This window comes from Fibrella forsythiae, from assembly GCF_017353175.1.
GTDB lineage: Bacteria > Bacteroidota > Bacteroidia > Cytophagales > Spirosomataceae > Fibrella > Fibrella forsythiae.
Genome location: NZ_JAFMYW010000005.1, coordinates 371,528 through 396,599, shown reverse-complemented (window position 1 = coordinate 396,599; position 25,072 = coordinate 371,528). Strand labels below are relative to the sequence as shown.

Below are 25,072 nucleotides of genomic sequence, written 5' to 3'. Positions count from 1 at the left end.
GGCTACTGTTATTTAGTAAATCGAAAAAACGAATAACTACAAACACTACTCAATGCGGTCAATAAATGCCAGATCGAATGGCCCTGAATGAGCGAATGCGGATCGCAGCCAACTTTCTGCACGTCCAGCGTGCGGAACCGAACGGCCACGACCATCAGCACCAAACTGGCAATGGCCAGTAGACCAGACCGTTTCTTTCTGAACTGGATGTAATTGATAGCGATGAACGCCAGTAACGCCAGAATCAGGCCGGGGAGCAAGCGCGAACTTGGAATCAGCAGGGCGATTTCCAGAAACAGGACGATCAGCACCACCAGCAACCCGGCCCAGATGCTTTTGGCGAGTGGCGTAAACCGGATCTTATGCAGCACGTGATAAAAACCGATGCTGACCAGCACCAGCGTAATCCCGTATGTGCCGTTCATGTCGACGCGCTGGCCTATCCACGTCAGCGACGCGTGGAAAAAAGCGCTGCCAAAGCCTAAATAGATAAAGCAGATACCCATCAGAGCCGAGAGCATCGGAAACGATTCGAGTCGGTTCTGTCGCCTGATGCCTTCGTTCTTGTAATCGTCGTAGGCAATTTGCAGGATCAGCACGCCGAAGAAGAAATACGCCAGGTTAGAATACGTATTCATGCGCTGGTGAAAAAACCGGGCTACGTTGTTGAATTCGCAGTATTCAACTACCAGCGCCGATTTGCTGATTACCATGCCCTCCCAAACTGACCCGTTAAAAAACGAATCGAGCCCCCACCAAACAGCCAGCATTCCCAGCGTCAGGAGGAATGAACGAATTGCAAGCCTGACTAGTAGTTGATAGGTCATAAATGATTAGGCCGGCTCTGTTTTGATATAATGCGCGAAGGATAGACGGGATTACTTATGCATAGCTCTACGCTGTAGGTTGCTGACGCCTAGTCGAAGGGACACGCGTCAGCAACCTACAGCGTAGAGCTATGCACACTAACCCACGTTGATTCGCAAGATTTTATAAATCCGAAATCCCAAATCCGTATTCGCTTTACTCATTTTTCAAAATCATCTTCGAGCAATTGCTTTTCGGTTAACACACCATTGCCGACCGGTTTCCGCTCTCTCATCTTTTTGACGTCAGCGGCCGAAATCCGTTTACCTTCTTTGGCCAGGGCATTCTGGGTGTATTGAATAATGTCGACAATATCCTGATCGCTGATGTCCTTGTTGTTGAGCAGGGCGGGCATTTCGTTGTTCAGCTGGTATAGTTTACCATTCACGTGAATGGGCCCGCTGACGCCGTGCAGAATGATCGACGCCAGCCGCTTCATCGAGCCGTCGATATACTCAGAGCCTTTGAGGGGCGGGGCCAGATCCTGAATACCTTTACCGTCGGCACCGTGGCAGGTGGCACAAATGCTGCGGAACAGTTTCAGGCCTTTCGTGCGGTTATCGACTTCATTTACCTCGGCCACGTAAATGGAGTTGAGTTGCTTTTTCTGCCGGTTATTGAGTGTCAGCGTCAAATTGCCCTTCAGCAAATCGCTTGGATTCATCGATGCCAGGTAGATCTCTTCTTTCCCATCAAGGCCACTGGTAAGCGCCTCCTGAACGACTTTCTGCGTCGCATATTTTTTCTCTATTTCCGACAAAGTGGGCAGGAACGTGGCGTCTGATAGCTTAAGCCACGGGTTCAACGCCATCGACAGGTAGAGGTCGATCGTTTCGTTGTTGCGGGCCAGCAATTCCGTGCTCATCGTCTTCATGGCAGCTACCCGTTGTGGCGTAGCAAAGCGCTCTAAAAGACCCAGGGCATGCGCAATGGTTTCGGGCTGTTTCGACTGCTTCACCACAGCGCTCAGGGTTTCAAACGTCAGGGCGTTCAGTCCATCCAGTACATACAGCGCATGAATCGCCGTTGACAGCGCGTTTTCAGCTTTAGCCAGCGTAACCAACTGGTTGACAACCATACGATCTTTCTTTTGAATCAGCACTTGCTGCGCCCGATCTCTCAGCCAACCGTTTGGGCTACTGAGCAACGCAACCAGCTGGCTGGCGGTCGCTTTCGTGAAATCGGGAATCGGATTGAGCTTATTGGCTTTACTTGTAATCTTCAGAATACGACCGGCGTTTTGCAACGTATCCAGTTTTTTACTGGCCAGTTGCTCAGTCAGGTATTGCGAGATATACGCCTTGTGCTGAATGATACCCCGGTGCATATCAACCACGTATATGGCTCCATCTGGCCCGTTGAACAGGTTTACTGGCCGGAACCCTTCGTCCGTCGACGCAATGAATTCATTGCCTTCCGTTGCCTGACTAGCCGTCGTTTGAATATCCTTGACGTTCAGAATAGTACGTTTGATCAGGTTAGCTTCGGGCACACAAACAAACACGTTCTGGTCGTAGCCTTCCGGAAAAGCACCACCACGGTACACCAGCGGTCCGCAGGCTGCCGTCACTTCTTTCAACAATCCTTTCTCATCCAGCACACCTGCCTGATACCCGCGATTGACCGATGTTTGATGAAGGGGATATACCCGGTTGCTGGTCAGCCGTTTCTGTTCTGCGTTAACGGGTTTAAAGTATTTGTTTCGGATCACTTTGTTGGGCAGCACAAAGTCGCCTTGCAACGTGGTGGAGTTGTTGTTGTAATAAAGTCGCCCGAAATTATCCTTCGTGATGCCCCACTGGCCCCGATCGGAGGTCACTTCCTTCAACCATTTGCCATTTCTTAATTGATACCTGAAATTATAATTGGCGTTGTAAATCCAGTTATCAATGTTCATCATCAACCCGTTCGACGAGTGTTCCACATTACCCCCCTCGGCATAGACCGGATCGACCAGGGTTTTTTTACCGGGCTTGTCGTTGATGATCTCAACAAACCAGAGCTTGGGGCCGTCGACATACAGCAGGCCACCGTACACGTGCGCCAGCGCCCTCGGCAGCACAAGTTTGTCCAGAAACACCTTCGCATGGTCGGCTACGCCATCTTTATTCCGGTCTTCGAGAATGGATATTCGCCCGGTGGGTTCTTCCTCGCCGATCCCTTCCAGGTTAGGCATGTAGCCGATCATTTCGACCACCCACATCCGGCCTTTGTTGTCGAAATCCAGGCTGACGGGGGCTTTCAGGAGCGATTCTGACGCAATGAGTTTTAGCTCAAAGCCATCTTCCACTCTATAATCGTCGAGCGAAAAAATGAGCCTGGTACCGGCGATTTGTTGAAAGCCTACCAGCACCATCGAGAGCACTAACAAGGAGGCAATTGCTAACGTAAAGCGTTTTGTCTTAGCCATGTTTGTTGAGGATTCTGTTAATGAATGATGGATAGTGTAAAATGAACAGTGATGAGTATGCTCATAATAAAAGCGTTACGCACTAACCATTACACACTATTCATTATCCATTATTCATTTATTTTTTTAGGAAATGCCCGGAGCCTCACAACCCCGTGATGCCGAATATCAGAGTTGAATGAACCTGGAAAGATGCCCAAATCTTGCTGACGCCATACATCGCGCAGGTGGTACGTTCCGGTCAAACCAACCTTCGTACAGTCAAACGTGAATGAGCTCGGTTTCTCATCACCCCAGCGAAAATAAGATGCCGGTGTTTTATCAAAATCGCATCCATAGCCTGATTTCTCTCTTATCGTTGAAGCGACGACATTGACAGGGGTGCCTGTTCGGGTTTGCCCCCCCACGACTTGTTCGGTGTATCGCCCAGTTGCAGCGTTAACGTGCCACCGTTGACAACCGTTTCGTGCAGCATCCAGGGGCGGTCGAGGGCTTTGCCATTCAGTTGCGCCGACTGGATGTAGAGGTTCCGGGCCGAGTTGTTCTTAGCGTCGATCACAAACTGTTTGCCTTTGTAGTATTTTGAATTGAGCTTGATCGTGATCTTGTCGAAAATTGGGCTGCTGATTTCGTAAAATGGCTCGGGTGTGGTGCCACCATTAGTCGAGAACAGGCCCGTTTTCAGCAGCACCGACAGGCTGCCCATCAGCCCCTGATCTTCGTCGCCACTGTAGCCGTAATCGGGCGAGAGGCCGCTGTACACCTTTTCGATCACCTGCCGCGTCCAGTATTGCGTCAGCCAGGGTGCGCCCGCGTAGTTGAAGAGGTGCGCCGTTTGAATACTGGGCTGATTACCGTAGTTGAGAAATACCCGGCGTAGTTCTTCCAGCGTCTCTTTGTCGTGCGATTTGCCCGACACAAAATCGTGCTGCTGCGCCTTCTCAAAGGAGCTGTTCAGCTTGGCGGTGAATGCCTCCCGCCCCCCCATGAGGGTAATCAGTCCCTGTACGTCATGCGGTACGAACCAGGTGTACTGGGCCGCGTTGCCCTCTTCCCAGCCGTTGTCGTAGCGCAGAATATCCACCGGTTCGCCCCATTTTCCGTCGAGGGTGCGGTTCCACATCCAGCCTAAATCAGGGTTCCAGACGTTTTTGTAGTTCTGCGCCCGCTTCATAAATAGGCTGTAATCGTCGGTTTTGCCAAGCGATTTGGCCAGTTGTGCCAGCGTGTAATCCTGGTAAGCGTACTCCAGCGTTTGGGTCGACCCGTCCTGGTGGAAGCCGTACTTAATAGTGCTCAGCGGGTGGGGAACGTACCCACGATCCATGTAATAGTCGATGCCACCGCCTTTGAATGTGTTATGTTCGTACCCGGCCTTGCTCATCATGCCGCCGGGGAAATGGTTCTTGCGCAGGCCCTCGTAGGCTTTTTCGATGTCGAAGCCCCGGATGCCTTTCAGGTACGCACTCACGATGAACGGCGTGGTAGCGGCTCCGGTCATCACATAGGTGTAGTTACCGCCCGCCGGTCCGCGTGGAATCAGCCCGCCATCCTGATACATCATCACCATCGAGTTGACGAATGATTCGGTGACTTCCGGATACACCAGATGCCAAAGCGTGTTGATCGTCCATTGCGCTCCCCAGAACGAGTCGGAGTTGTGGTGATTGAATTTAGGCTTGCCATTGGCATCGAGCGGAATCTGCTTGATGCGCCGTTCGGGGCCGGTCATGTCGCTGTACTTGCCGTTCACGTCGGAGATGATGCGTCGGCCTTGCAGCGCGTGCCAGAGGTCGGTGTAAAACCGGCTTCGTGTGGTATCGCTGCCGCCCTGCACCTCAATTCGACTCAGCCAGTTGTTCCAGTCAGTGCGGCTTTCCTGCACGGTCTTCTCGAAATCCCAGTGCGGCAGTTCGGTTTTCAGGTTGATGCGCGCCTGCGCTTCGCTGACGTACGAAACAGCCACTTTCATCTTCCGAACCTCGCCCGCTTTTGTTTTAAAGCTCAGGTACGTTCCCACGCGTTCACCTTCGATGACGCCGTTGGTTGCTTCCAGTTTTCCATTTCGCCAGCCCCTGAACGAGTCGAATGGTTTGTCGAAAACAGCCACGAAAAAGACCGTCAGCGTTTTGGGCCTGCGAATGGTTGGGGCCATAATCGCGTAGCCCTCGATCTCCTGATTACTGACCTTTTTTACGTAGCCTTTCTGCGTGTCGGAAGGGCCAAGAAAGGTGGAAAAATCGAACAGAATATGGCTTTGGGCCGAGGATGGGTACGTGTATTTGTGAAAGCCAACGCGCGTGGTCGACGTCAGTTCGGCGGTGATGTTGTAGGCATCCAACACCACTTTATGATAACCCGCCCTGATCACCTCGTTCTGATGCGAAAACCGCGACCCGTATTGATCCGACCCCATATGGCCTTTGAACTCGCCCGTCGTGGGCATCACTGGCACACCCGACAACTGCCAGCAATGCACGTGGCTAAAGCATTTAATGCTGTCGGAATGATACCGGTATCCCGCCCCCCAGTCAGCATTAACGCCATTGTCGGGGCTAAGGTTGACCATGCCGAACGGGCGAGTGGCCGAGTTAAAAAAGAACCAGCGCGAATTGGCCGCATCTACGAGGGGGTTAACCAGATCAACGGGTTGTTTTTGGGCTAAAAGATCTTGACAAAAGGCCAGCCCAAGCAGGGCGGGGAGCCATTTATAATAATGCCTTGTACGCTTCTTCATCGTGTTGGCTTCAGTCAGATAAATCACCCTATCGATAGCCTACGCGTAAAAGGCGTATAACCCACTAGATATATTGTCTTTTTCTGAAGAAAGACGCTGCTACCCGCGTCTTCTGAAAAAACAGCGTTTCCCGTACAAAAAGCGCGTTCTCCTTTACGACATTTCCGGTAGCGTAGAAAGAGGCAGGGCCAATCAGTCGCAGCCGTTTTAGTGCCCTTTTAATTTACCGCCACACCGTTTGGGCCAGCAACACTTCTTTGCCCGTTTCGGCGTGGGCGAGGCGGTGAACGAACGTACCTGGCTCGGTCGACTGGTGTTGAACGTCGATCTGTTCGCGCCAGTGGGTTTCGGTTTTGTAAACCACGTCCAGTTCGGCGATTTCCTGCGTTTGCAGAATCGTGTCGGTAAGTTGTTCCAGCAGCCAGCGAATGTACACGACATTGTTCACGTGTTGGTTCGCGTCGATATCGAACCAGCCTACCGTAACCTTGTCTGATGGCACTTCCGTGAAATCAAGCGTTTGGTACTCCGGTTTCAGCGGAAGCTTGGGCGACACATTGGCCATGTCGGGTGGCGACAGGGAACGAATAAAGCCGGGAACGGGAATAATGCCCCGTTTAGCGGTGTCGAATACCAACCACGTGCTACTGGCTTCGGCCAGGAGCGTATCATCTTCCGCCAGCACCCGAAAATCACGGTAGACGAAGAATTTCTCAACGAAGGTCGGGTACGTTATCACTTTGATTACCTGACCGCTACGTGGATAAACATGCATGGTTAGAACGAAGCGCATGAGCATCCAGCCGAGGCCCTGCGCCTGCAGCGTGCCACTACCAATGCCATAATCGTCGGCATTCCGGTTGGCAGATTCCTGCATGAGGTTCATCAATGCAGGTATGCTTATCCGACCGGTGGCATCGCATTCGTAACTGTGGAGGGTGTAGGTGTCAGTCTGGATAAAAGCCATATGCGTAAAGGTACGGGTTTGACTTTGCCCTTGCACGCTTCCTAGAGCGCAAACAACCGAATGAGAAAGCCGCCCAACGCAGCGCCAAGCAACGGACCCACCACCGGAACCCAGGCATAGCCCCAGTCAGACGATCCTTTGCCGGGAATTGGCAAGAGAGCATGCGCAATACGCGGACTCAGATCACGGGCGGGGCTCATGGCGTACCCCGTTGTCCCACCGAGCGACAGGCCGATGCTCCACACCAGTACGCCAACCAGATAAGGCCCAACGCCAATAGCGAGCACACCGAGGGCTTTTGATGAAATGCCAGCCAGCCCAAGAATAAGCACCAGCGTGCAAATCAGTTCGCTTAGCAGGTTAGAAACGGGCTTCCGAATAGCGGGACCGGTGCTGAACACAGCGAGCTTATCGAACGGATCAGCCGTTACGCTCCAGTGAGGCAGGTAGAACAGCCAGACCAGCACGGCCCCCAAAAAAGCACCGAGCATCTGTGCCGAAATAAACGGGACAATATGGCTATACTCATTGGTGGCTACAGCAAAGGCCACCGTAACAGCGGGGTTGAGGTGCGCGTCAAGGCTACCGAATGCTTTGGCCACGAAAACGCCCATTGTCACGGCAAAAGCCCAACCCGTTGTGATGACAATCCAGCCCCCGTTGGTCCCTTTGGTTTGTTTTAATACCACGTTGGCCACTACCCCATTGCCCAATAGAATGAGTACCATGGTGCCAATGAGTTCGCCGAGGAAGGGAGATGTTTGCATAGGAAAGGTGAGTTCAGGATCAGGAATAGCCTCTATTTGAGATAAATTAGGGCAATTTTGGGCCAATATACACGCCAATGCCTTTCCAGCACAAAGGAAAACTGTACGGCCAGACTACTAGTTTTCGCTGCATACTGCGCGTTTTCACCCCCTAACACAATCCGTTATCGAATGAAGGCCATTCAATTTGAGCAAACCGGCAAACCGTCCGACATATTAAAGGCTATTGAGAAAGACGTACCTGAACCGGGTCCGGGCGAGGTACGTGTCCGTGTCGGGGCTAGCCCGATCAACCCGTCGGATATCATGTTTGTGCAGAACCTGTACGGTATTCGACCTCAACTGCCATCGGGTGCCGGGTTTGAAGGCATGGGCGTGATCGATGCGGTTGGCGAGGGCGTTCAGCTGCAGCCGGGCCAGCGGGTGAGTTTTACAGGCGTGGGGTCCTGGGCTGAGTTCGTCATTGCGCACCACAAAGCCCTGATCCCCATTCCCGACGAAATGACCGACGACGTAGCCGCCCAGCTATTCGTCAACCCGTTTACGGCCTTTGCCATGGTGGAGGAATCAGGCGTGCCGGCAGGTGGCTGGCTGATGCTCACGGCCTGCGCCTCAGCATTCGGCAAAATGGCCATTCAGCTTTGTCAGCAACGGGGTATCAAGACTATCGGCACTGTTCGCCGCAATGACCTGAACGACGAGCTGACCGTCCTTGGCCTAACCGAGATTATCAATACGGAAACCGATAATATGGCCGCGCGGGTAAAGCAGATCACCAACGGCCAGGGAGTTGCCTGCGTGCTCGACGCGGTAGGCGGCCACACGGCATCCGAAGCCTTTAAATGCCTGGCTAAAGGCGGTACCATGCTGATCTATGGCCTGTTAAGCTTACAGGACCCGACCTTCAATGCCGGTCTGATGATCTTCCGCGAACTAACAGTGAAAGGATTCTGGCTTACCGATTGGATGCGCCGCGTAGATGCCAAAACCCGGCAGCGGGTAGCCGGTGAGGTGATCGGTATGCTGGCATCGGGCCAGATAAAAATGCCCGTCGAAGCGACATACTCCCTCGATGAAATCACCAAAGCCGTTGACCACGCCGATGCGCCTGGGCGGTGGGGAAAAATTTTAGTGAAGCCATAAAAGAGTTTGCTGTTTACAGTTGCGCTGCCACTTATCGACAACGCTCCTAAGCAGCGCAACTGTAAACAGCAAACAGCAAACAGTAAACTCTTTTCATTTCGCCATTGCCTTGCTAAGCACAGAGATCAGCCCCGCCATGGATACGACGAGCAGAACAATGACGATGATCTGGGTGTGGCTCCCTTCATTCGGATTGTCGAGCAAGGTACGGATGTGATGCGCTTCGGCCCCCGTCCAGATAGCTAGCAGGGTGCGCGGGACCATGCCCAGAAAACCGCCCAGCAGGATATTCCGCAGACTGGCACCCGACAGAGAGAATACCATATTGGTGAGCGAAAAAGGAAGCGCGGGCGATAATTTGGCAAAAAAGATAAACTGCAATTCCCGTTCGCGGATGCGTTCCAGCACACGGGCAGCCTTGGGGTTCTGCTCAATCATCCGCCGAACGCGGTCATGATCGAGTCGGCGCACCACGAGATTGACGAGCAATATGGCAGCCATATTGATGATAAACAGGGGTAGTACGGCATTCCAGCTCAGGAAATACCCGAAGATGAGCGCGAGTGGCGTGGGTAGCATCAGCGCGAAGGCGCAACCCAGGCTACAGACAACCGTTGCCAGTGCCCATTGAGACGCAGTGAACGCGGCAATCTGCGATTCGTGCATTACGGCATAATATGTGATGTACGAACTCATCAGCACGGGCAGGGCCGATAGCAGGATTCCCAGCAAGGCCGGGCCGGTCAGAATTTGGCGTAGTTTGGTGGTCATGAACATACGGGCAACCGTTGCGTTTGTATAACTGTTCATTGATACAACAAAATCAGAGCCTGTAGAACCATAACCGTTTAAGATCCCCCGTCGTTGAGTTTACCTTATGATCCGATTCTGTACCTACCTGTTCTGTCTGCTTGGCGGACTTTCTCTACCTGCATCCGCGCAATCGGCTACGGCATTTTCTGTTTCAGACAGTACCCTGTATCTGAAAAAGACATTTACCTTCCGGCGCGATTATACCCTACCTTATCGAATGCTGGAGCCACTCGAAAAAGACACCAAGATGAAATATCCGCTGGTGGTTGTGCTGCATGGCGCGGGTGAAAAAGGAACAGACAACGAACGTCAGCTACTCAACGGCGGTGACGTATTTGCCAGCCTCGACAATCGGCTGCGATTTCAGTCGTACGTAGTTTTCCCGCAATGCCCTAAGCCCGACAACTGGACAACATTCGGCTTTCTGAAAAATCCCGGCGAAGAAATTCAGCTTGGCAAGTACGACAAACAGGCCAGCGAACCGTTGCGCGCTACCCTCGCCCTGATCGACCGCCTGATTGCTGATAAACACATAGACAGAAACCGGGTGTATATCGTAGGGCTATCGATGGGTGGCTTTGGTGCGCTCGAAGCCCTGTCGATGCGTCCTGGCCTGTTTGCTGCGGCGGTGCCAGTTTGTGGCGGTGGCGATACCACTGCCGTAGATAAATACGCCCGCAAGGTGCCTCTTTGGCTTTTCCACAGCCAGGATGATCCGATTATACCTGTAGGTCTGTCGCGGGCCATCGCCAACCGGTTGCGGACATTGAAGGCGGAGCCCCAATATACCGAATATGAAAATGCCGGCCGGTCATCGTGGCGGGATGCGTTCGCCGATTCAACGCTGCTTCCCTGGCTGTTCAGCCAGAACCGAAAACAATCGGGCACCAAAGCACAGCAGGAGGTTCCTGAAGCACCAGCCCCGCTTACCTTGCGCCCCCTTAAATAAGGCAGATAAACCTTTCGGTACGGGGGTGGTTTTGTAGGGTATAAACTCAACAAAACCTACGCTATGGCTGCCTCTTCAGCATCTTCCGATGGCTCACAACAAGCCAACCTGGTCTCTAATGAAAACGCCGAAACCATGTTCGGCGCCGATCAGGCCGAAACAAATATGGTAAAACTCGTTGACGGTAAGCTGACGCCCATGGGCGACACCGACGACGACGTAATGGACGAACAACTCCGCAACCGCTACAGCAGCGACGAAGAGCGGAGCCTTCAGGGATATACCGAAAAAACGTACGAAAACTCCGATGCATCGCTGCGCGGTGCTGAAGACGTAAAACCCGACGCCAGCAACGACGCACAGGAAACCACAGGTACGTATGTGGTGGAAGATAATGGTCCCGCCACAGAGGACGACGATAAGACGTTCACGCTCGAAGCGGATCAGGGCGGTGCAGAAGATGAACCCGCTACTACGGCCGCAGCCAACGACGGTACGCCTACCAGCCGCATTCAGTCGAACGGTGCTGATCAGACCAATACCTATTCGATGAGCATTACCGGCGATATGATTCCGCCAATGCCCGGCACGCCCGACCCCAATACCCCCATGCCAGGTGGCCCTGAAACGCCGCCGACGCCCCCTTCACCAGGCCCCGAAATTCCAGACCTGCCGGGCTCACCCTCGCCCGACAAACCAGAGATCACGGAGCCATCTGAAGATCCGGGCCGTTCGCACGAGATCAACGCCGGTTTTTTCCTCAGCAATCAGGTGGGTACGTCCATGTACCCGTCGGCCACACCGCCCGGTCTTGGCTATTACGGATATGGCGGTTTCGCTACACGCACCTCAACGGTATCAGTAGACCAAAATCACGTTGAACCAACACCCGACCAGGTAGAACCCGGTGAAGCAGTGCCCGGCACTCAGTACGTGAATATGTCGGCGGGTATTGACGATGCAGAAGGTATGGAAAGCACCCCAGATACCGGTGAAGCGAACTTCCCCTACAAAGAAGACGGCAACCAGCCCTCGTCGTATAAACCAGGCGAGCGCCCTGAAGAAGTAGAAGAAATGATGACGAACCCTCGTCAGGCTGCCGACGAATCGTTAACCAAAGCACAGGAAATGATTGGTGATGACGCTGACCGTAGCGACGCCAAGTCGACCGAAGGCCTGGATCTTCCGTATAACGATCCGCAGTCGGTTCGTGAGCACACAAAATATTGATTGATCCGCTACCTTATTGTTAATTCGAGTGATTTCATATCGGCGATACGGTAGCACACCTGCTTACAAAAAAAGGCTTTTCCTGCGCAGGAAAAGCCTTTTTTAATCAACGTACCTGAAGTTGTCACGCGCTGAAGTTCTGATAAATTGAGTCCATGATCCGGGTGAAGTGCTGATAATCTTCATCGCTTAACTGGCCCCAGCCCTGTCGACGAATCTCGACCACGAGCGGCAGCAATTCATCGTATAGCTGTTCGCCGGCGGGCGTTAGTGAGATCAGGAATTTTCGGCGGTCAGCATCGGCGAGACGGCGTTCGGCCAGGTTTTTCTTCGTCAGCAGATCAATAATACGCGTAACGGTTGGCGCATCTTTGGTGGTTAGTTCACCCAGCTGATTCTGACTAATTCCGGGATTCCGATGGAGGTGATCAATCAGCACCCACTGATCAACGGTGAGGTCATAGCCAGCGTCGGTAAAGCGTTTCTGAAGCGCATACCGGATTCGTTTAATGGTGGTATCTATTTTAAAAAAGTAAGCCCGCTGATCGGATGGATGAGTCATAGGTATGTATCGACGAAATAGTATTCCGTCTATCTACAAAAAAACGAACCATTATTCTGTTCTACAAGTCATCTACTAACAACATATCTAATTTCGATTTAATCTCTTCTATAGATTCATATAATTGTTCATAGGAGTCAATTATGAAATATTGCTCCTGAAACCGGTCAATTACGTAAGGAGTCTGTAGCAACGTCGACACGTCGTAGTCCATTCGTTTGGGCACGTTACTTTCCAGCGCGTAGATCGTCTCGCCAGGCGACGACAGAATGCCGCCTCCGTAAATTCGTAGCTCACCTTTTTCGCGGATCAGCCCAAATTCGACGGTGTACCAGTATAGCCGGGCAACCATCTCAATGGCCTCGTCGTGGTCAACATGATCCAGGGCAATCCGACTGAGCGCTGCCAGAAAGTCGCAGAAAGGCTGGTTTGTCAGCACAGGCACATGCCCGAAGGTATCATGAAACATATCGGGCTCGGGCAGGTAGTCGAGTTGGTCGCGGGTCCGTAGCCAGGTCGTAGCCGGAAACTGACGGTCGGCCATGAGTTCAAAGAATTCGCGGTTACCAATCAAACCGGGCACCGCCACCACGCGCCAGCCAGTCAGCGGCAGCAACCGCGGATTCAGGTCTTTCTCGAAATCAGGAATGGCCTCGTTCGGGAAGCCCGTTGCCACAATACCATCCATATAGGCCTGCGAGGCACGCCCCGGCAACCGGTGCATCTGCCGCCGGAACAGGAGCCCCCAAACGTCCTGGTCGGCGGCGGTATAGGCAGAATAGTTTTGAATCATGGTGAAAGGGGGAATGGAGGAAAGGGAGGAAGGAAGAAAGGGAAACATAATGCCAGACCTGCTGGCTGTTAACCCTTTCCTCCTTCTTCCCTTTCGCCCCTTTTCTCCTTTATGTTATAACGTTCCTCTAACTTCCTGCTCGCGCTCAATAGCTTCGAACAGTGCTTTGAAATTGCCTTTCCCGAACGAACGGGCGCCTTTCCGCTGAATGATCTCGAAGAAAAGAGTGGGCCGTGGGCAGATCGGCTTCGTGAAAATCTGGAGCAAATAGCCTTCTTCATCCCGATCGACCAGAATCCCCAACGAACGTAGCGTATCGATCTCTTCGTCGATCTGGCCAACGCGCTCTTTCAGGTCGTCGTAATAGACCTCCGGTACGCGCAGGAACTCAACGCCCCGGTCGCGCAGGGCGGTTACCGTTTCCACGATGTTATCCGTTGCTACGGCCATGTGCTGAATGCCTGCGCCGCCGTAAAAGTCGATATACTCTTCAATCTGCGACTTCTTCTTGCCCTCGGCCGGTTCGTTGATCGGAAACTTCACACGACCATTTCCGTTGCTCATCACTTTACTCATCAGCGCCGTATAATCGGTCGAAATATCCTTGTCATCGAACGAAACCAACTGACTGAATCCGAGCACGTTTGCGTAAAACGATACCCATTGGTTCATTTCATTCCAGCCTACGTTGCCAACCATGTGATCAACGTAGTTCAGACCAACTGACGCAGGCTTATAGGCCGGTTGCCAAGGCTCGTAGCCCGGCAGGAACGTACCTGCATACTGGGTACGTTCGATAAACAAATGTACTGTATCGCCATAGGTGTGAATACCCGAGCGAACAACGTACCCAGCCGAATCTTCATCCTGAACGGGCTCCAGAAACGGTACGGCACCGCGTTTGGTTGTTTCCAGAAAAGCCTGCCGGGCATTGTCGACCCAGAAAGCTACAACCCGAACACCATCGCCATGCTCATCGATATGACGGCCAATTTCCGTATCGCCGTGAAGTGGCGACGTGAGTACGATCCGAATTTTCCCCTGCTCCAGCACGTAAGACTCCCGGTCACGCAGCCCTGTTGAGAGGCCAGCGTGAGCGAGTGGCTGGAAGCCAAAAGCCGTCTGGAAATAATGAGCCGCCTGGCGTGAGTTACCAACGTACAGTTCAACGTAATCGGTACCGTTTAGCGGCAAAAAATCAGTAACAGGCTGGGCGTTGGCAACCGCTTCCGTAGCTGGTTCTAGCACAAGCAGATTTTCCATAGTGATGGGTTATGTTGGCCCCGCTTGGCCTGGAGCAAGCCAGACGGGGTAGGAACAGGTTTGCCGATGAATATAATTAGCTTAACAATTATTGCTTAGCACAAAGTTATAACACCAAACAAAGCTTTTTGTACCTAACCCAGATAAAATGTTTTTAAACGATTGAACATAGCGCCCCGGGTAAATCTTTTGTGCCAACAAGACCCAATACGGGCTTGTCAGTACATTTGCCAATGGAAAGCATGTCTCACGCTTTCGCGCTTTCACTTTTTCACTCTTTATGAGACCTACTCTTCTGATCCTTGCTGCGGGCATGGGAAGCCGCTACGGAGGCATCAAACAACTTGATCAGTTCGGCCCTACTGGCGAAACGATCATCGATTATTCACTGTACGATGCCATCCGGGCGGGTTTCGGCAAGGTCGTGTTCATTATCCGTCAGGAGCTTCGTGCCGATTTTGAAGCCCTATTCCTGCCCAAGCTAGCGGGCAAAATCGAGGTCGACTTTGCCATTCAGGCCCTGTTCTCCTACGTACCTGAAGATCTTGGGCCGGTTCAGCGCACAAAGCCCTGGGGTACCGGTCATGCCATGCTTTGCGCAGCCGAGCATACCCAAACGCCTTTTGCCGTTATCAATGCCGATGATTTTTACGGCCAGGAGGCGTTTCAGGTGATGGGCGATTTTTTGCGAACCGATACCAACGACAGCCTGCACGCCATGGTTGGCTATGAAGTAAAAAACACACTGTCTGATTTCGGTTCGGTTTCTCGTGGCGTATGCGCCACTGACGATCACGACAACCTGACATCGGTGATCGAGCGCACGAAGATTTACCGAAAAGATGACGTGATCGTCTACGAAGAAACAGACGGGCTCACCCCGCTTGATCCGCAAACGCCGGTGTCGATGAACTTCTGGGGCTTCAAACCCAGCGTATTTGCTCACGTGAAAAGCCAGTTCGAAACCTACGCGCGCGCCAATTTCGACGTTCCTAAAGCAGAGTTCTACATACCAACCGTTATGACGCAGCTCATCCAGACTAATGAGGGTGCCTGCCGCGTATTCCGCAGCCAGTCAGAGTGGTTTGGCGTAACGTATCCGGAAGATAAGCCCACGGTGAAGAAGTCGTTCAAACGCCTGCACGACGCCGGTGCCTACCCCGACAACCTCTGGGCGTAATGCCAGTACGCGGATGCTGATCGTATGCTGATTGGGCAGATTACAGGGATCGACGCGGATTTTAGGGTGATGCGGAGCAAATCTGTTTTAAATCTAAAAATCCGCGTCAATCCCTGTAATCTGCCCAATCAGCGCACCATCAACCCTTGCTCTTTTCGGCCGTTTTTAGTAAATTTGATAGAATCACAACAGCAGCAAACAACCTGCTAATGAACTATGCGTAAGGATATTATAAGCGGCACTAACGATGGCATGTCGGCTACCGAGAAGGAAATCGAGCGTGCCCTTCGTCCGTTGTCGTTCGAGGATTTTACGGGTCAGGCCAAGGTGCTCGAAAACCTCGAAGTGTTTGTAAAAGCGGCCATGATGCGCGGCGATGCCCTGGACCATGTGCTGCTCCACGGCCCGCCGGGTTTGGGTAAGACAACCCTCTCCCACATCATCGCCAATGAGTTGGGAGCCAATATTAAAATGACCTCCGGCCCCGTGCTCGACAAGCCCAGCGATCTGGCCGGTTTGCTGACCAACCTGCAGCAAAACGACGTACTCTTCATTGATGAGATACACCGGCTCAACCCCATTGTGGAAGAGTACCTGTATTCGGCCATGGAAGATTACAAGATCGACATCATGCTCGATTCGGGACCCAATGCCCGATCGGTACAGATCAAGTTGAACCCGTTTACGTTGATCGGCGCTACAACCCGGGCCGGCATGCTAACCGCCCCATTACGGGCTCGTTTTGGCATCAGCAGCCGACTGGAATATTACGACGCCAAGCTGCTGACCAGTATTGTGCAGCGGTCGTCGCAGATTCTGGCTACGCCGATTGACGAGAAAGGGGCATACGAGATCGCTCGCCGAAGCCGGGGTACGCCGCGTATTGCCAACAACCTGCTTCGCCGTACCCGCGATTTCGCTCAGGTACGTGGTAATGGCATTATCAACGTCGACATTGCCGAAATTGCGCTAAACGCTCTGGAAGTAGATCAGCACGGCCTTGATGAAATGGACAACCGGATTCTGTCGACGATTATTGAAAAGTTCAAAGGCGGCCCGGTTGGCCTGTCAACAATTGCGACGGCCTGTGGTGAAGAATCGGAAACGATTGAGGAAGTATACGAACCCTTCCTGATTCAGGAAGGATTTCTAAAGCGAACCTCGCGGGGGCGGGAAGCCACAGAGAAAGCTTACTTCCACCTTGGTGTGGTTCCGCAAACCCGCAACGGCGAATTATTCGGTTAACAACTTGCTAATCACTAACTAAAAAGCCCGCTGTACAGCGGGCTTTTTAGTTACGCAAGAATCTTGCTTTGGTATATACAATCAATAACTTCAGCGACCGAATTATCGACAAGAAAGTAATATATATTTTTTCCACTGCGCCTAATTTCAAGAATTCCTTTATCTCTCATGTTAATCAGATGATGAGAAATAAGTGACTGCTCAGCATTCAGATTTTTATAAATAGCCGAAACATTTAGCTCTTTATTTTCGTGAAGCATAAGAATAATCTTAATGCGAAGCGGATGGGCTACAGCTTTGAGCACATAGGCAGCCTTCTCAATTTTTTTTTCTTCTTCCATGATTGGTTCGGTGGTCTTTGGGACGGGGAACTTTAAATATGAATGAAAGTACAAATTCATCATCTACTCACCTAGAAGTAAACATGAAAAAATATTCGTACGGCATACTTTTGTGGACAAATGACTTTACGGGCTTATTTACATGTACAGTTCAATACTAAATAGTGTAATATATACCTATAAACATATACTAAGTGTTTCCCGGCCAATTTCGTTTTCTTGGTCAACCAGTCAGCAAAACGCTTTCCACCAAAAATACCGCTCAGTTTATTTGTTATAACGAAATATGCTCATTTATTATATCTGATGCCAGTAAAATAGTGCAATCGGTCTGATAGGATCAATTTATACGACCCTAATAGCTTTATAATTTACTTAATCAAAACTACAGGAACTACTGTGTTTATAAGAGTCAACAGTAAAAGTTTGATGAGCTAAATTACTTAGCTCGAGTAGAGTTGTGCCAGCCTGGTGTATCACAGTTGGTAGCTACAATACCAGGACTTTCTCACAAAATACCACTCCGGTTTTTGTGAGAAAGTCCTGGTATTGTAGCTACCAACATGGTATGACAGGAAGTATCGCCGGATGGCTAACGGTACATTTGTTTAGCCGCTGTTGATCAGATACATAGCGTACCATATCTTATCACCAGGCACGTACCTAGCCATGTCGACGTTACGGGTCCATTGCTGCCCGGATGAGCAGAGTCCGCATGCTGCCGCCATATATCAGGACGCGGACCAGCCACTTCCATTTCGTTACACAGCGGTGCAATCAAGATCAGAATGAAGGTGGGGTATAGTGAACGTAAATACATTCCAGATCAGCTTTACCATTACCCATTGCCACGCAAAACAACCCCAATGAGCCGTCCTGACTGACGAGCACGTTTGGATGGCCGCCGGGATCTATCGGTTCAGTGTAACTAAAAAAGGGGGCTCCGCGCTAATAATTGCAGCACCCCCTTTTTTACTATCCGTACCTGATGGCCAGTTACTTCTGCCGGAAAAAGAGCGTCAATGGCACCCCTTCAAAATCAAAATGTTCACGGAGTTTATTTTCCAGGAATCGCTCATACGATTCTTTGATGTACTGAGGCAAATTACAGAAGAAAATAAACGTTGGCGACGGCGTAGGCACCTGAAGCATATACTTGATTCGAACATACTTACCTTTCAAAGCAGGCGGTGGGAACGCCTCAACTTCAGGCTGCATCAGCTCGTTGATTTTGGAGGTAGCAATACGCTTGCTCTTATTCTCGTACACCTGCATCGCTTTTTCCATTACCTGGAAAATACGCTGTTTCTCGTGTACTGATGTGAAAATGATGGGCAGGTAATCGATCGGGGCCATCCGCTGGTTGATTTCCTTTTTCCAGACGTCAGCCGTTTTGTGATCTTTCTCAATCGCATCCCATTTATTTACCATGATCACTACGCCTTTTTTCGCCTTTACAGCCTGACCGATAATGGTCATATCCTGGCTTTCGAGGCCCCGCGTAGCGTCGAGCATAACGATACAGACATCCGACGCTTCCATGGCCTTGATGGTACGGAGCGTAGAGTAGAATTCGATGTTATCGCTAACCCGGGCCTTTCTACGCAGACCAGCCGTATCGGTCAGAATGAAATCTTTACCAAACGCCTTGTACCGGGTGTTGGTGGCGTCGCGGGTGGTACCGGCAATATCGGTTACGATATTTCGCTCCTTACCCAGCAACGTGTTCACAAATGACGACTTACCCACGTTTGGCCGGCCAATAATGGCGATGCGCGGAATACCGGCATCAGGATCCTCTTCTTCACCCTGCGGGAAATGTTTGATGACTTCATCAAGCAGATCGCCCGTTCCAGTGCCCGTTTGAGCTGAAATCGGGTAAGGATCACCCATACCCAGCGAATAGAATTCAGATGCAGCCTGGCGACGCTCGTTCGTTTCGGCCTTGTTGGCGACCAGAAATACGGGTTTCTTCGACCGGCGAAGCACATCCGCGAAATCATCATCAAGGGGACTCAGGCCGCTCATCGTATCCACAACGAACAGCACTACCGTGGCCTCGTCGAGGGCGATCTGGACCTGCTCGCGGATTGCCTCCTCGAATACATCTTCAGACCCCACAACGTACCCACCCGTATCGATTACAGTAAAGAAGTGGTCGGTCCATTCGGCCCGCCCATAGTGCCGGTCACGCGTTACGCCCGACTGGTTATCCATAATGGCCACCCGTTGCTCAATCAGTCGATTGAACAGCGTCGATTTACCCACGTTGGGGCGACCTACAATTGCTACAATGTTTGCCATTTTATTAAAGGAGGAAAGGGAGGAAGGAATAAAGGAGGAGAGGGAGGAAGGAATAAAGGGAAGAAGGATTGAAGGGGGAAAGAAGCTGTTCACCAGCGTCCCTCTCCTCCTTTATTCCCTTTCCTCCGTTCTTCCTTTATTCCCTCTACTCCTTTCCTCCTCTCTTATTTATTCATCATAACCCAACCGGCGAAGCATACGCTCTTTCTGACGCCAATCGGGTTCTACTTTAACATGTGTTTCTAAAAAGACTTTCTTACCGAAGAAGCGTTCCAATTCTTCGCGGGCCATTATGCCCGTTTTCTTGATCATGTTGCCTTTTTCTCCCAACAGAATGGCCCGTTGCGTGGGGCGCTCTACCAGGATCTCGGCCGAAATCACGATCATATCTTCCCGGTCTTTAAAACCAGTAATGATCACTTCAGAGCTGTAGGGAACCTCTTTTTTATAATTCAGGAAGATCTTTTCCCGAACAATCTCTGAGGCAAAAAACCGCTCTGGCTTGTCAGTAAGTTCATCGTCAGGAAAATAAGGCGGATGAACTGGCAGGTAGCGTACGATATCGTCGAACAAACGATCCAGGTTGAAACCGTTCAGAGCCGAGATCGGAATAATCTCGGTGGCTTTTCGTGGAGCGCCAGGCGCTTGTCCCGCTTCGGTCACGTCGGTTGCTTCATCGGGCGTTGGTTCTTCATCGAGCTCATGATCTTCGGCCAGTTCGGCGATATCCGGGTCGGCCACGGCAGCAGCTTCATCAATGACGGCATACCCGCCTACTTCAAAGTGCTCTTCCCAGTACCGAATCTTGGCTTCAACCTCTTCAGGCGTAGCCTGATCGATCTTGTTGATCAGCAGAATGATCGGTACGTTGGCGTACTTCAGCCGTTTGATCACGTCATCTTCATCATGCCGTTCAAAAATATCGGTCACAAATAGAATAACGTCTGCATCGTCAAGTGAGCCTCGAACGAAGCTCATCATTGATTCGTGTAGCTTATACTTCGGCTGAATGATTCCCGGTGTATCCGAATAAACGAGCTGGAATGGTTGCCCGTTATGGTTGCCGTTCAGGATGCCCATAATCCGGTGGCGGGTAGTCTGGGCTTTAGAGGTGATGATTGAGAGGCGTTCGCCAATCAATTGGTTCATGAGAGTCGATTTGCCGACGTTCGGCTTACCAACAATGCTCACAAAGCCCGATTTGAAGCCATCGACGGCTTGGGGCACCGGGATTTGGTCTCCGGGTGGTTGTATGTCAGGTGATCCCATATTGGTTCTGTAACCAATGGCTTTGAGGTGAAGGCCAGCCCTTTTGTTTCCCAACAGAAGGTGGCCAGAAAAATATTTTTACAAAGGTAGTTGAATTTCTTGAAATGCGTCTTACATTTGCACTCCCAACACCGCGGGATGGAGCAGTTGGTAGCTCGTTGGGCTCATAACCCAAAGGTCGCTGGTTCGAGTCCAGCTCCCGCTACTAAGAAAACCCCTACTAGTCTGTCGAACAGATTCGTAGGGGTTTCTTCGCTTATAGCGTATCCTGTTTCGGAGACGGAAACGAACCGGAGGCTATACAGACATCGATTCGCTGGTTCGTGCCTGCAGTAATACATGACGTACCTGCGCAGCCAATTCAAATGAGCGCAAGCGCGCCGCGTGATCAAATATCTGGGCAGTTACCATTAGTTCATCTGCCTGAGTCTGCTCAATAAAACGGGTCAGGCCACGCTGTACGGTTTCGGGCGCGCCTACCATGGCGTAGCGAAGTGCGTGGCTGGCACCTGCCTGATCGGCCGCATAGGTGAGCAGGTCGGGACGGTCGACGGGTGGTGGTAACTGGCCGGGTGTACCACGGCGCAGGTTAATAAATTGCTGCTGCACCGATGTAAATAAACGGCGCGCTTCCTCGTCGGTATCAGCCGCCACAATGTTGACGCCCAGCATCACATAGGGCTTATCCAGTGTTTCGGAGGGCTTAAACTGCGTTCGATACACCTGTAATGCCTGCATGAGTGCATCGGGCGCAAAATGCGATGCGAAGGCAAACGGCAGACCCAGCATGGCAGCCAGTTGAGCCCCAAACAGGCTGGAGCCCAGAATCCAGACAGGTACGTTCAGACCTGCGCCTGGCATCGCCTGAACAGCTTGCCCCGGCTCTGCGGGTTGGAAATACTGACGCAACTCAACCACATCCTGCGGAAACGTATCGGGGCCAGTCAGACTACGGCGCAATGCGCGAGCGGCTACCTGATCGGAGCCGGGTGCGCGGCCAACGCCCAGATCAACCCGGCCGGGATACAGGGAGGCCAACGTGCCGAACTGCTCGGCAATGACTAACGGGGAATGGTTTGGGAGCATAATACCGCCCGACCCCACGCGGATCGTCTGCGTGCCGCCCGCTATATAGCCAATAACAACGGAGGTAGCCGCACTGGCCACGCCGGTCATGTTGTGGTGTTCGGCCAGCCAGTAACGGTTGTAGCCCCACTTTTCGGCATGCTGCGCCAGATCGAGGGCATTGTGTAGCGCCTGGTTAACCGTGCTACCCTGGGTAACAGGCACCAGATCGAGTATGGAAAAAGGAATGCTGTTCATTGTGTTGCTGAAAACTACCTGTTGTGTCGGATACCGTCCGCACAACTCTACCAGTAACAGATGCCGCCCTCAAATAATTACCCTAACCCGCTATTTGGCCGCCCCAACTGGCTTGTGCCTTGCATTCTGTCGGAGAGATGACTACCTGCCCTCTGCCAGTCGGGTAACAGCATCGGGCACGTCAGGCTCGCCTTTGAAAAAAGCGCCCCGTTTCCCCTGCGTTAAGGCCCACCGGTGTAGCCAGGAAATGCCACCATTATTCACGTAATCGTCCTGCGACTGGTAGGCGGGATCCCGGAGGGCCTGTTCCAGCGTAATGAATGAATAGCCTTCTGCCTGCAAACGAACGAATACGCTTCCCATATAATCTGAGTTGATCGTGTTGGCGTGGGTCAGCAGAATATGAGCAATAGGGCGTTTGAACAATGAGTCAGCCTGAGCTTCGTAGTAATGAACACAGTTTGCCATATAGTCAACGTATTGTTTACCAACAGCCGACGCCAGTGCAGTATCTTTACGAAGCAGGGCTACGTCGTAGGCGGCCGAGAAGATGTAATCTGCATTATCTATCGAAACAGGCGCTTCCAGATAAGCATGAGTGGCCAGATAATGAACCAGTGAATCACGCTTTCCCACTGTATTTCCACGCTGCAGGTAAGGATGCCGAAAGTAACGAGGCCGTTGATTCACTGATTTCAGCAACGTATGAAGGAGTGTATCAACGCCCATGACGTCTTGCTGGTAAGTAGCTGCTGAGATTGTATTGTACCCCAGATGCGCATAGGTATGGTTGCCCAACTCCATGCCCGCCGCCAGCCACTGCGCTACTAACTCAAGTTGATTTTTATCAGGCTTCGACTGGCTCATCAATTTTTCGCCAACAACGAACCCAATGGCAGGTACGTTGTACTGTTTCAAGTGAGCCAGTAGTTTGCTGGTCAGCAACGCCTTACCCGCTGGTGTCCGGTACAGGCTGGACACCGTAGGCAGATCGTCAATTGTGATGCAGATCTGTTTCTGCGCCTGCACTGCTTCACCCCAGTATAGCAGCAAACAGGTCAAGATGAGTAGGGCGGGGAGTTTCATAGAAAATAGAGGTGAGGTTTTGTCATGTCATTAGCCATGTGAGAATCATGTACTTACCCATACTTATAGGCAACGCAGGTACGTTCTGCTCACGGTAATGATGCCAAACATAACAATGGCTGATCATAGCAACCCTATGGCAACGGACACATGCCCGCTTTAGCCCGTAAGAAACTGACAGCCATACTGGAAAGACCATTGCGCATAACAATTCCATTTCCTATCTTTGCGCTCCCGTTGAGAAAAATCACATAGCCATGGCTAAGAAAGGTAATAGAGTTCAGGTAATTTTGGAGTGCACAGAACAGAAGGAAACCAATGTTCCCGGCACATCGCGGTACATTACGACTAAGAACCGTAAGAACACGCCAGCTCGTATCGAGCGCAAAAAGTACAATCCGAATTTGAAGCGTGTGACGCTCCATAAAGAGATTAAGTAATTGTCATCCCGGCGGAACCCGGTGCAGTAGCGCATTGAGGCATACGTCTAAACGAACACAAACCAATGGCAAAGAAGGTAGTTGCAACCCTGAAAACGAAGGATAACGGTAAGGCATACGCGAAAGTGATCCGGGCCGTGAAGTCACCCAAAACGGGGGCTTACACCTTTAAAGAAGAAATGGTACTGATCGACGACGTGCAGAATGCACTCAAAGCATAATTGCTGTCATCACGAACCGCGTACAAGGAAGTCCCGATGAGGGACTTTTTTTGTTGTTAGATTTGTAAGAAATGAGTCGATAGTGGGCAGTCAATAGTCGCGCTGCCACTTAATATGATTCTGACTTGGCAGCGCAACTATCGACTGCCTACTATTGACTAGTTCAGACTACACACATACTTATGGCTTTCTTCGGTTTATTCGGAAAAGAGAAAAAAGAATCGCTCGACAAAGGCTTGGAGAAAAGCAAAGACAGCTTCTTCTCTAAACTCGGTCGGGCTGTTGTCGGCAAGGCGACCGTCGATGAAGAGGTGCTTGACGAACTGGAAAACGTGCTGATCTCTTCTGATGTGGGCGTTGAAACAACCGTCAAGATCATTGACCGGATTGAGGCTCGCGTGGCCCGCGACAAATACATGGGAACCAGTGAACTGGATTCTATTCTGCGCGAAGAAATTGCCGCTCTGCTATCTGACAACAAAACCCCGGGTGCTACCGGTAGCGATGACTTCGACCTACCCGCTGGCAAAAAGCCTTACGTGATTATGGTCGTTGGCGTAAATGGCGTGGGCAAAACCACAACCATTGGCAAGCTGGCATCGCAGTTTCATAAACGTGGCAAAGTGGTGGTACTGGGTGCCGGTGACACCTTTCGGGCGGCCGCCGTTGACCAGCTTAAACTCTGGGGCGACCGCGTGGGCGTGCCCGTTATTTCACACGGCATGAACACCGACCCTTCAGCCGTTGCCTACGACGCCGTAAAAAAAGGGCAGGAAATGGGCGCCGACGTAGTCATTATCGATACCGCCGGCCGACTGCATACGAAGGTAAACCTGATGAACGAGCTCTCGAAGATCAAGCGGGTGATGCAGAAGTTTATTCCCGACGCGCCCCACGAAGTGCTGCTCGTGCTCGACGGATCGACGGGGCAGAACGCGTTCATTCAGGCCACCGAGTTTACCCGAGTAACCGAGGTAACGGCACTGGCCATTACCAAGCTGGATGGTACGGCCAAAGGCGGTGTCGTAATCGGCATTTCCGATCAATTCCAGATTCCGGTCAAATACATCGGCGTCGGTGAGAAAATCGACGATTTGCAGACCTTCGATAAGATGGAGTTCGTCGATTCGTTCTTCCGGAAGGTTAGTTAAACGATTGGCTA

The 25,072-nt window shown here is 51.6% G+C and carries 24 protein-coding genes and 1 tRNA gene; 10 read left to right on the top strand and 15 right to left on the bottom strand.

Annotated elements, in window-relative coordinates:
* Positions 1-8: 8 nt before the first annotated feature.
* The 6 genes from J2I46_RS18130 to J2I46_RS18105 all read right to left on the bottom strand — a co-directional run bounded on the left by J2I46_RS18130 (position 9) and on the right by J2I46_RS18105 (position 7,748).
* The gene (locus J2I46_RS18130) at positions 9-827 is read right to left on the bottom strand and encodes a ceramidase domain-containing protein (protein ID WP_207330465.1); all 819 of its coding nucleotides are present in this window, start codon (positions 825-827) and stop codon (positions 9-11) included.
* 200 nt (positions 828-1,027) lie between these two features.
* Complete coding sequence (locus J2I46_RS18125; RefSeq protein WP_207330464.1) at positions 1,028-3,277, bottom strand: DUF7133 domain-containing protein; 2,250 nt, start codon at positions 3,275-3,277, stop codon at positions 1,028-1,030.
* 110 nt (positions 3,278-3,387) lie between these two features.
* The gene (locus J2I46_RS33340; protein ID WP_207330463.1) at positions 3,388-3,684 is read right to left on the bottom strand and encodes a hypothetical protein; all 297 of its coding nucleotides are present in this window, start codon (positions 3,682-3,684) and stop codon (positions 3,388-3,390) included.
* A complete protein-coding gene (locus J2I46_RS18115) occupies positions 3,630-6,014 on the bottom strand; it encodes a GH92 family glycosyl hydrolase (protein ID WP_229379824.1) in 2,385 nt (794 codons plus the stop codon). The genes J2I46_RS33340 and J2I46_RS18115 overlap by 55 nt, the downstream gene beginning before the upstream one ends.
* Before the next feature lie 223 nt (positions 6,015-6,237).
* Complete coding sequence (locus tag J2I46_RS18110; protein ID WP_207330462.1) at positions 6,238-6,981, bottom strand: acyl-[acyl-carrier-protein] thioesterase; 744 nt, start codon at positions 6,979-6,981, stop codon at positions 6,238-6,240.
* 41 nt (positions 6,982-7,022) lie between these two features.
* Complete coding sequence (locus J2I46_RS18105) at positions 7,023-7,748, bottom strand: MIP/aquaporin family protein (protein WP_207330461.1); 726 nt, start codon at positions 7,746-7,748, stop codon at positions 7,023-7,025.
* Positions 7,749-7,919: 171 nt separating this feature from the next.
* On the opposite strand from J2I46_RS18105, the gene J2I46_RS18100 reads away from it, so the two are divergent.
* Complete coding sequence (locus J2I46_RS18100; protein ID WP_207330460.1) at positions 7,920-8,891, top strand: zinc-dependent alcohol dehydrogenase family protein; 972 nt, start codon at positions 7,920-7,922, stop codon at positions 8,889-8,891.
* Between the two features lie 93 nt (positions 8,892-8,984).
* Here the strand turns inward: J2I46_RS18100 and J2I46_RS18095 are convergent, their stop codons facing one another.
* Positions 8,985-9,701, bottom strand: a complete 717-nt coding sequence (locus J2I46_RS18095; RefSeq protein ID WP_310589046.1) for a TVP38/TMEM64 family protein — start codon at positions 9,699-9,701, stop codon at positions 8,985-8,987.
* A gap of 67 nt (positions 9,702-9,768) precedes the next feature.
* Here J2I46_RS18095 and J2I46_RS18090 point away from each other — a divergent pair, with 67 nt between their 5' ends.
* Positions 9,769-10,653: a carboxylesterase family protein gene (locus J2I46_RS18090; protein WP_207330459.1), complete on the top strand. Its 885-nt coding sequence runs from the start codon at positions 9,769-9,771 to the stop codon at positions 10,651-10,653.
* A gap of 63 nt (positions 10,654-10,716) precedes the next feature.
* Positions 10,717-11,883 carry a hypothetical protein gene (locus J2I46_RS18085; protein WP_207330458.1) on the top strand — a complete coding sequence of 389 codons (1,167 nt, stop codon included), beginning with the start codon at positions 10,717-10,719 and terminating at the stop codon, positions 11,881-11,883.
* A gap of 124 nt (positions 11,884-12,007) precedes the next feature.
* On the opposite strand, the gene J2I46_RS18080 is transcribed toward J2I46_RS18085, so the two are convergent.
* The 3 genes from J2I46_RS18080 to hppD form a co-directional block, all read right to left on the bottom strand.
* Complete coding sequence (locus J2I46_RS18080; RefSeq protein ID WP_207330457.1) at positions 12,008-12,445, bottom strand: MarR family winged helix-turn-helix transcriptional regulator; 438 nt, start codon at positions 12,443-12,445, stop codon at positions 12,008-12,010.
* Positions 12,446-12,506: 61 nt separating this feature from the next.
* Positions 12,507-13,238 carry a phenylalanine 4-monooxygenase gene (phhA, locus tag J2I46_RS18075; protein ID WP_207330456.1) on the bottom strand — a complete coding sequence of 244 codons (732 nt, stop codon included), beginning with the start codon at positions 13,236-13,238 and terminating at the stop codon, positions 12,507-12,509.
* A gap of 114 nt (positions 13,239-13,352) precedes the next feature.
* A complete protein-coding gene (gene hppD, locus J2I46_RS18070; RefSeq protein WP_207330455.1) occupies positions 13,353-14,501 on the bottom strand; it encodes a 4-hydroxyphenylpyruvate dioxygenase in 1,149 nt (382 codons plus the stop codon).
* A gap of 280 nt (positions 14,502-14,781) precedes the next feature.
* Between hppD and J2I46_RS18065 the strand changes: the two genes are divergently transcribed.
* On the top strand, positions 14,782-15,681 hold the full coding sequence (locus J2I46_RS18065) for a nucleotidyltransferase family protein (RefSeq protein ID WP_207330454.1): 900 nt from the start codon (positions 14,782-14,784) through the stop codon (positions 15,679-15,681).
* Between the two features lie 216 nt (positions 15,682-15,897).
* Positions 15,898-16,926 (top strand): Holliday junction branch migration DNA helicase RuvB, encoded by a 1,029-nt coding sequence (gene ruvB / locus J2I46_RS18060; RefSeq protein WP_207330453.1) that lies wholly within the window; start codon positions 15,898-15,900, stop codon positions 16,924-16,926.
* Between the two features lie 50 nt (positions 16,927-16,976).
* Here the strand turns inward: ruvB and J2I46_RS18055 are convergent, their stop codons facing one another.
* Both J2I46_RS18055 and der read right to left on the bottom strand, forming a co-directional pair.
* Positions 16,977-17,267 carry an ArsR/SmtB family transcription factor gene (locus tag J2I46_RS18055; RefSeq protein WP_207330452.1) on the bottom strand — a complete coding sequence of 97 codons (291 nt, stop codon included), beginning with the start codon at positions 17,265-17,267 and terminating at the stop codon, positions 16,977-16,979.
* A 996-nt stretch (positions 17,268-18,263) separates the two neighbouring features.
* Complete coding sequence (der, locus tag J2I46_RS18050) at positions 18,264-19,571, bottom strand: ribosome biogenesis GTPase Der (RefSeq protein ID WP_207330451.1); 1,308 nt, start codon at positions 19,569-19,571, stop codon at positions 18,264-18,266.
* Here der and J2I46_RS18045 point away from each other — a divergent pair.
* Positions 19,561-19,752: a hypothetical protein gene (locus J2I46_RS18045; protein ID WP_207330450.1), complete on the top strand. Its 192-nt coding sequence runs from the start codon at positions 19,561-19,563 to the stop codon at positions 19,750-19,752. The genes der and J2I46_RS18045 overlap by 11 nt on opposite strands.
* Here the strand turns inward: J2I46_RS18045 and J2I46_RS18040 are convergent.
* A complete protein-coding gene (locus J2I46_RS18040) occupies positions 19,740-20,840 on the bottom strand; it encodes a GTPase Era (RefSeq protein WP_207330449.1) in 1,101 nt (366 codons plus the stop codon). The two genes, J2I46_RS18045 and J2I46_RS18040, sit on opposite strands and share 13 nt — an antisense overlap.
* Before the next feature lie 132 nt (positions 20,841-20,972).
* On the opposite strand from J2I46_RS18040, the gene J2I46_RS18035 reads away from it, so the two are divergent.
* Positions 20,973-21,045: transfer RNA gene (locus tag J2I46_RS18035), tRNA-Met, on the top strand.
* 92 nt (positions 21,046-21,137) lie between these two features.
* On the opposite strand, the gene J2I46_RS18030 is transcribed toward J2I46_RS18035, so the two are convergent.
* Both J2I46_RS18030 and J2I46_RS18025 read right to left on the bottom strand, forming a co-directional pair.
* Positions 21,138-22,163 (bottom strand): LLM class flavin-dependent oxidoreductase, encoded by a 1,026-nt coding sequence (locus J2I46_RS18030; RefSeq protein WP_207330448.1) that lies wholly within the window; start codon positions 22,161-22,163, stop codon positions 21,138-21,140.
* A 141-nt stretch (positions 22,164-22,304) separates the two neighbouring features.
* A complete protein-coding gene (locus tag J2I46_RS18025) occupies positions 22,305-23,249 on the bottom strand; it encodes a polysaccharide deacetylase family protein (RefSeq protein ID WP_207330447.1) in 945 nt (314 codons plus the stop codon).
* 257 nt (positions 23,250-23,506) lie between these two features.
* On the opposite strand from J2I46_RS18025, the gene rpmG reads away from it, so the two are divergent.
* The 3 genes from rpmG to ftsY all read left to right on the top strand — a co-directional run bounded on the left by rpmG (position 23,507) and on the right by ftsY (position 25,061).
* Positions 23,507-23,689, top strand: a complete 183-nt coding sequence (rpmG, locus tag J2I46_RS18020) for a 50S ribosomal protein L33 (RefSeq protein WP_085411320.1) — start codon at positions 23,507-23,509, stop codon at positions 23,687-23,689.
* Positions 23,690-23,754: 65 nt separating this feature from the next.
* Positions 23,755-23,910 (top strand): DUF4295 domain-containing protein, encoded by a 156-nt coding sequence (locus J2I46_RS18015; protein WP_207330446.1) that lies wholly within the window; start codon positions 23,755-23,757, stop codon positions 23,908-23,910.
* A 182-nt stretch (positions 23,911-24,092) separates the two neighbouring features.
* Positions 24,093-25,061 carry a signal recognition particle-docking protein FtsY gene (gene ftsY, locus J2I46_RS18010; RefSeq protein ID WP_207330445.1) on the top strand — a complete coding sequence of 323 codons (969 nt, stop codon included), beginning with the start codon at positions 24,093-24,095 and terminating at the stop codon, positions 25,059-25,061.
* The last annotated feature ends 11 nt before the right edge of the window (positions 25,062-25,072 follow it).

What these genes read in the sequence shown, in the direction of transcription:
- J2I46_RS18100 (WP_207330460.1), top strand. Translation starts at nt 7,920, where the DNA reads ATGAAGGCCATTCAATTTGAGCAAACCGGCAAACCGTCCGACATATTA.
- J2I46_RS18090 (WP_207330459.1), top strand. Translation starts at nt 9,769, where the DNA reads ATGATCCGATTCTGTACCTACCTGTTCTGTCTGCTTGGCGGACTTTCT.
- J2I46_RS18110 (WP_207330462.1), bottom strand. Translation starts at nt 6,981, where the DNA reads ATGGCTTTTATCCAGACTGACACCTACACCCTCCACAGTTACGAATGC.
- phhA (WP_207330456.1), bottom strand. Translation starts at nt 13,238, where the DNA reads ATGATTCAAAACTATTCTGCCTATACCGCCGCCGACCAGGACGTTTGG.
- J2I46_RS18080 (WP_207330457.1), bottom strand. Translation starts at nt 12,445, where the DNA reads ATGACTCATCCATCCGATCAGCGGGCTTACTTTTTTAAAATAGATACC.
- J2I46_RS18115 (WP_229379824.1), bottom strand. Translation starts at nt 6,014, where the DNA reads ATGAAGAAGCGTACAAGGCATTATTATAAATGGCTCCCCGCCCTGCTT.
- J2I46_RS18040 (WP_207330449.1), bottom strand. Translation starts at nt 20,840, where the DNA reads ATGGGATCACCTGACATACAACCACCCGGAGACCAAATCCCGGTGCCC.
- J2I46_RS18125 (WP_207330464.1), bottom strand. Translation starts at nt 3,277, where the DNA reads ATGGCTAAGACAAAACGCTTTACGTTAGCAATTGCCTCCTTGTTAGTG.
- J2I46_RS18055 (WP_207330452.1), bottom strand. Translation starts at nt 17,267, where the DNA reads ATGGAAGAAGAAAAAAAAATTGAGAAGGCTGCCTATGTGCTCAAAGCT.
- hppD (WP_207330455.1), bottom strand. Translation starts at nt 14,501, where the DNA reads ATGGAAAATCTGCTTGTGCTAGAACCAGCTACGGAAGCGGTTGCCAAC.
- J2I46_RS18025 (WP_207330447.1), bottom strand. Translation starts at nt 23,249, where the DNA reads ATGAAACTCCCCGCCCTACTCATCTTGACCTGTTTGCTGCTATACTGG.
- J2I46_RS18105 (WP_207330461.1), bottom strand. Translation starts at nt 7,748, where the DNA reads ATGCAAACATCTCCCTTCCTCGGCGAACTCATTGGCACCATGGTACTC.
- rpmG (WP_085411320.1), top strand. Translation starts at nt 23,507, where the DNA reads ATGGCTAAGAAAGGTAATAGAGTTCAGGTAATTTTGGAGTGCACAGAA.
- J2I46_RS18065 (WP_207330454.1), top strand. Translation starts at nt 14,782, where the DNA reads ATGAGACCTACTCTTCTGATCCTTGCTGCGGGCATGGGAAGCCGCTAC.
- ftsY (WP_207330445.1), top strand. Translation starts at nt 24,093, where the DNA reads ATGGCTTTCTTCGGTTTATTCGGAAAAGAGAAAAAAGAATCGCTCGAC.
- J2I46_RS18015 (WP_207330446.1), top strand. Translation starts at nt 23,755, where the DNA reads ATGGCAAAGAAGGTAGTTGCAACCCTGAAAACGAAGGATAACGGTAAG.
- J2I46_RS18085 (WP_207330458.1), top strand. Translation starts at nt 10,717, where the DNA reads ATGGCTGCCTCTTCAGCATCTTCCGATGGCTCACAACAAGCCAACCTG.
- J2I46_RS18045 (WP_207330450.1), top strand. Translation starts at nt 19,561, where the DNA reads ATGTTTGCCATTTTATTAAAGGAGGAAAGGGAGGAAGGAATAAAGGAG.
- J2I46_RS18030 (WP_207330448.1), bottom strand. Translation starts at nt 22,163, where the DNA reads ATGAACAGCATTCCTTTTTCCATACTCGATCTGGTGCCTGTTACCCAG.
- J2I46_RS18130 (WP_207330465.1), bottom strand. Translation starts at nt 827, where the DNA reads ATGACCTATCAACTACTAGTCAGGCTTGCAATTCGTTCATTCCTCCTG.
- der (WP_207330451.1), bottom strand. Translation starts at nt 19,571, where the DNA reads ATGGCAAACATTGTAGCAATTGTAGGTCGCCCCAACGTGGGTAAATCG.
- ruvB (WP_207330453.1), top strand. Translation starts at nt 15,898, where the DNA reads ATGCGTAAGGATATTATAAGCGGCACTAACGATGGCATGTCGGCTACC.
- J2I46_RS18095 (WP_310589046.1), bottom strand. Translation starts at nt 9,701, where the DNA reads ATGAACAGTTATACAAACGCAACGGTTGCCCGTATGTTCATGACCACC.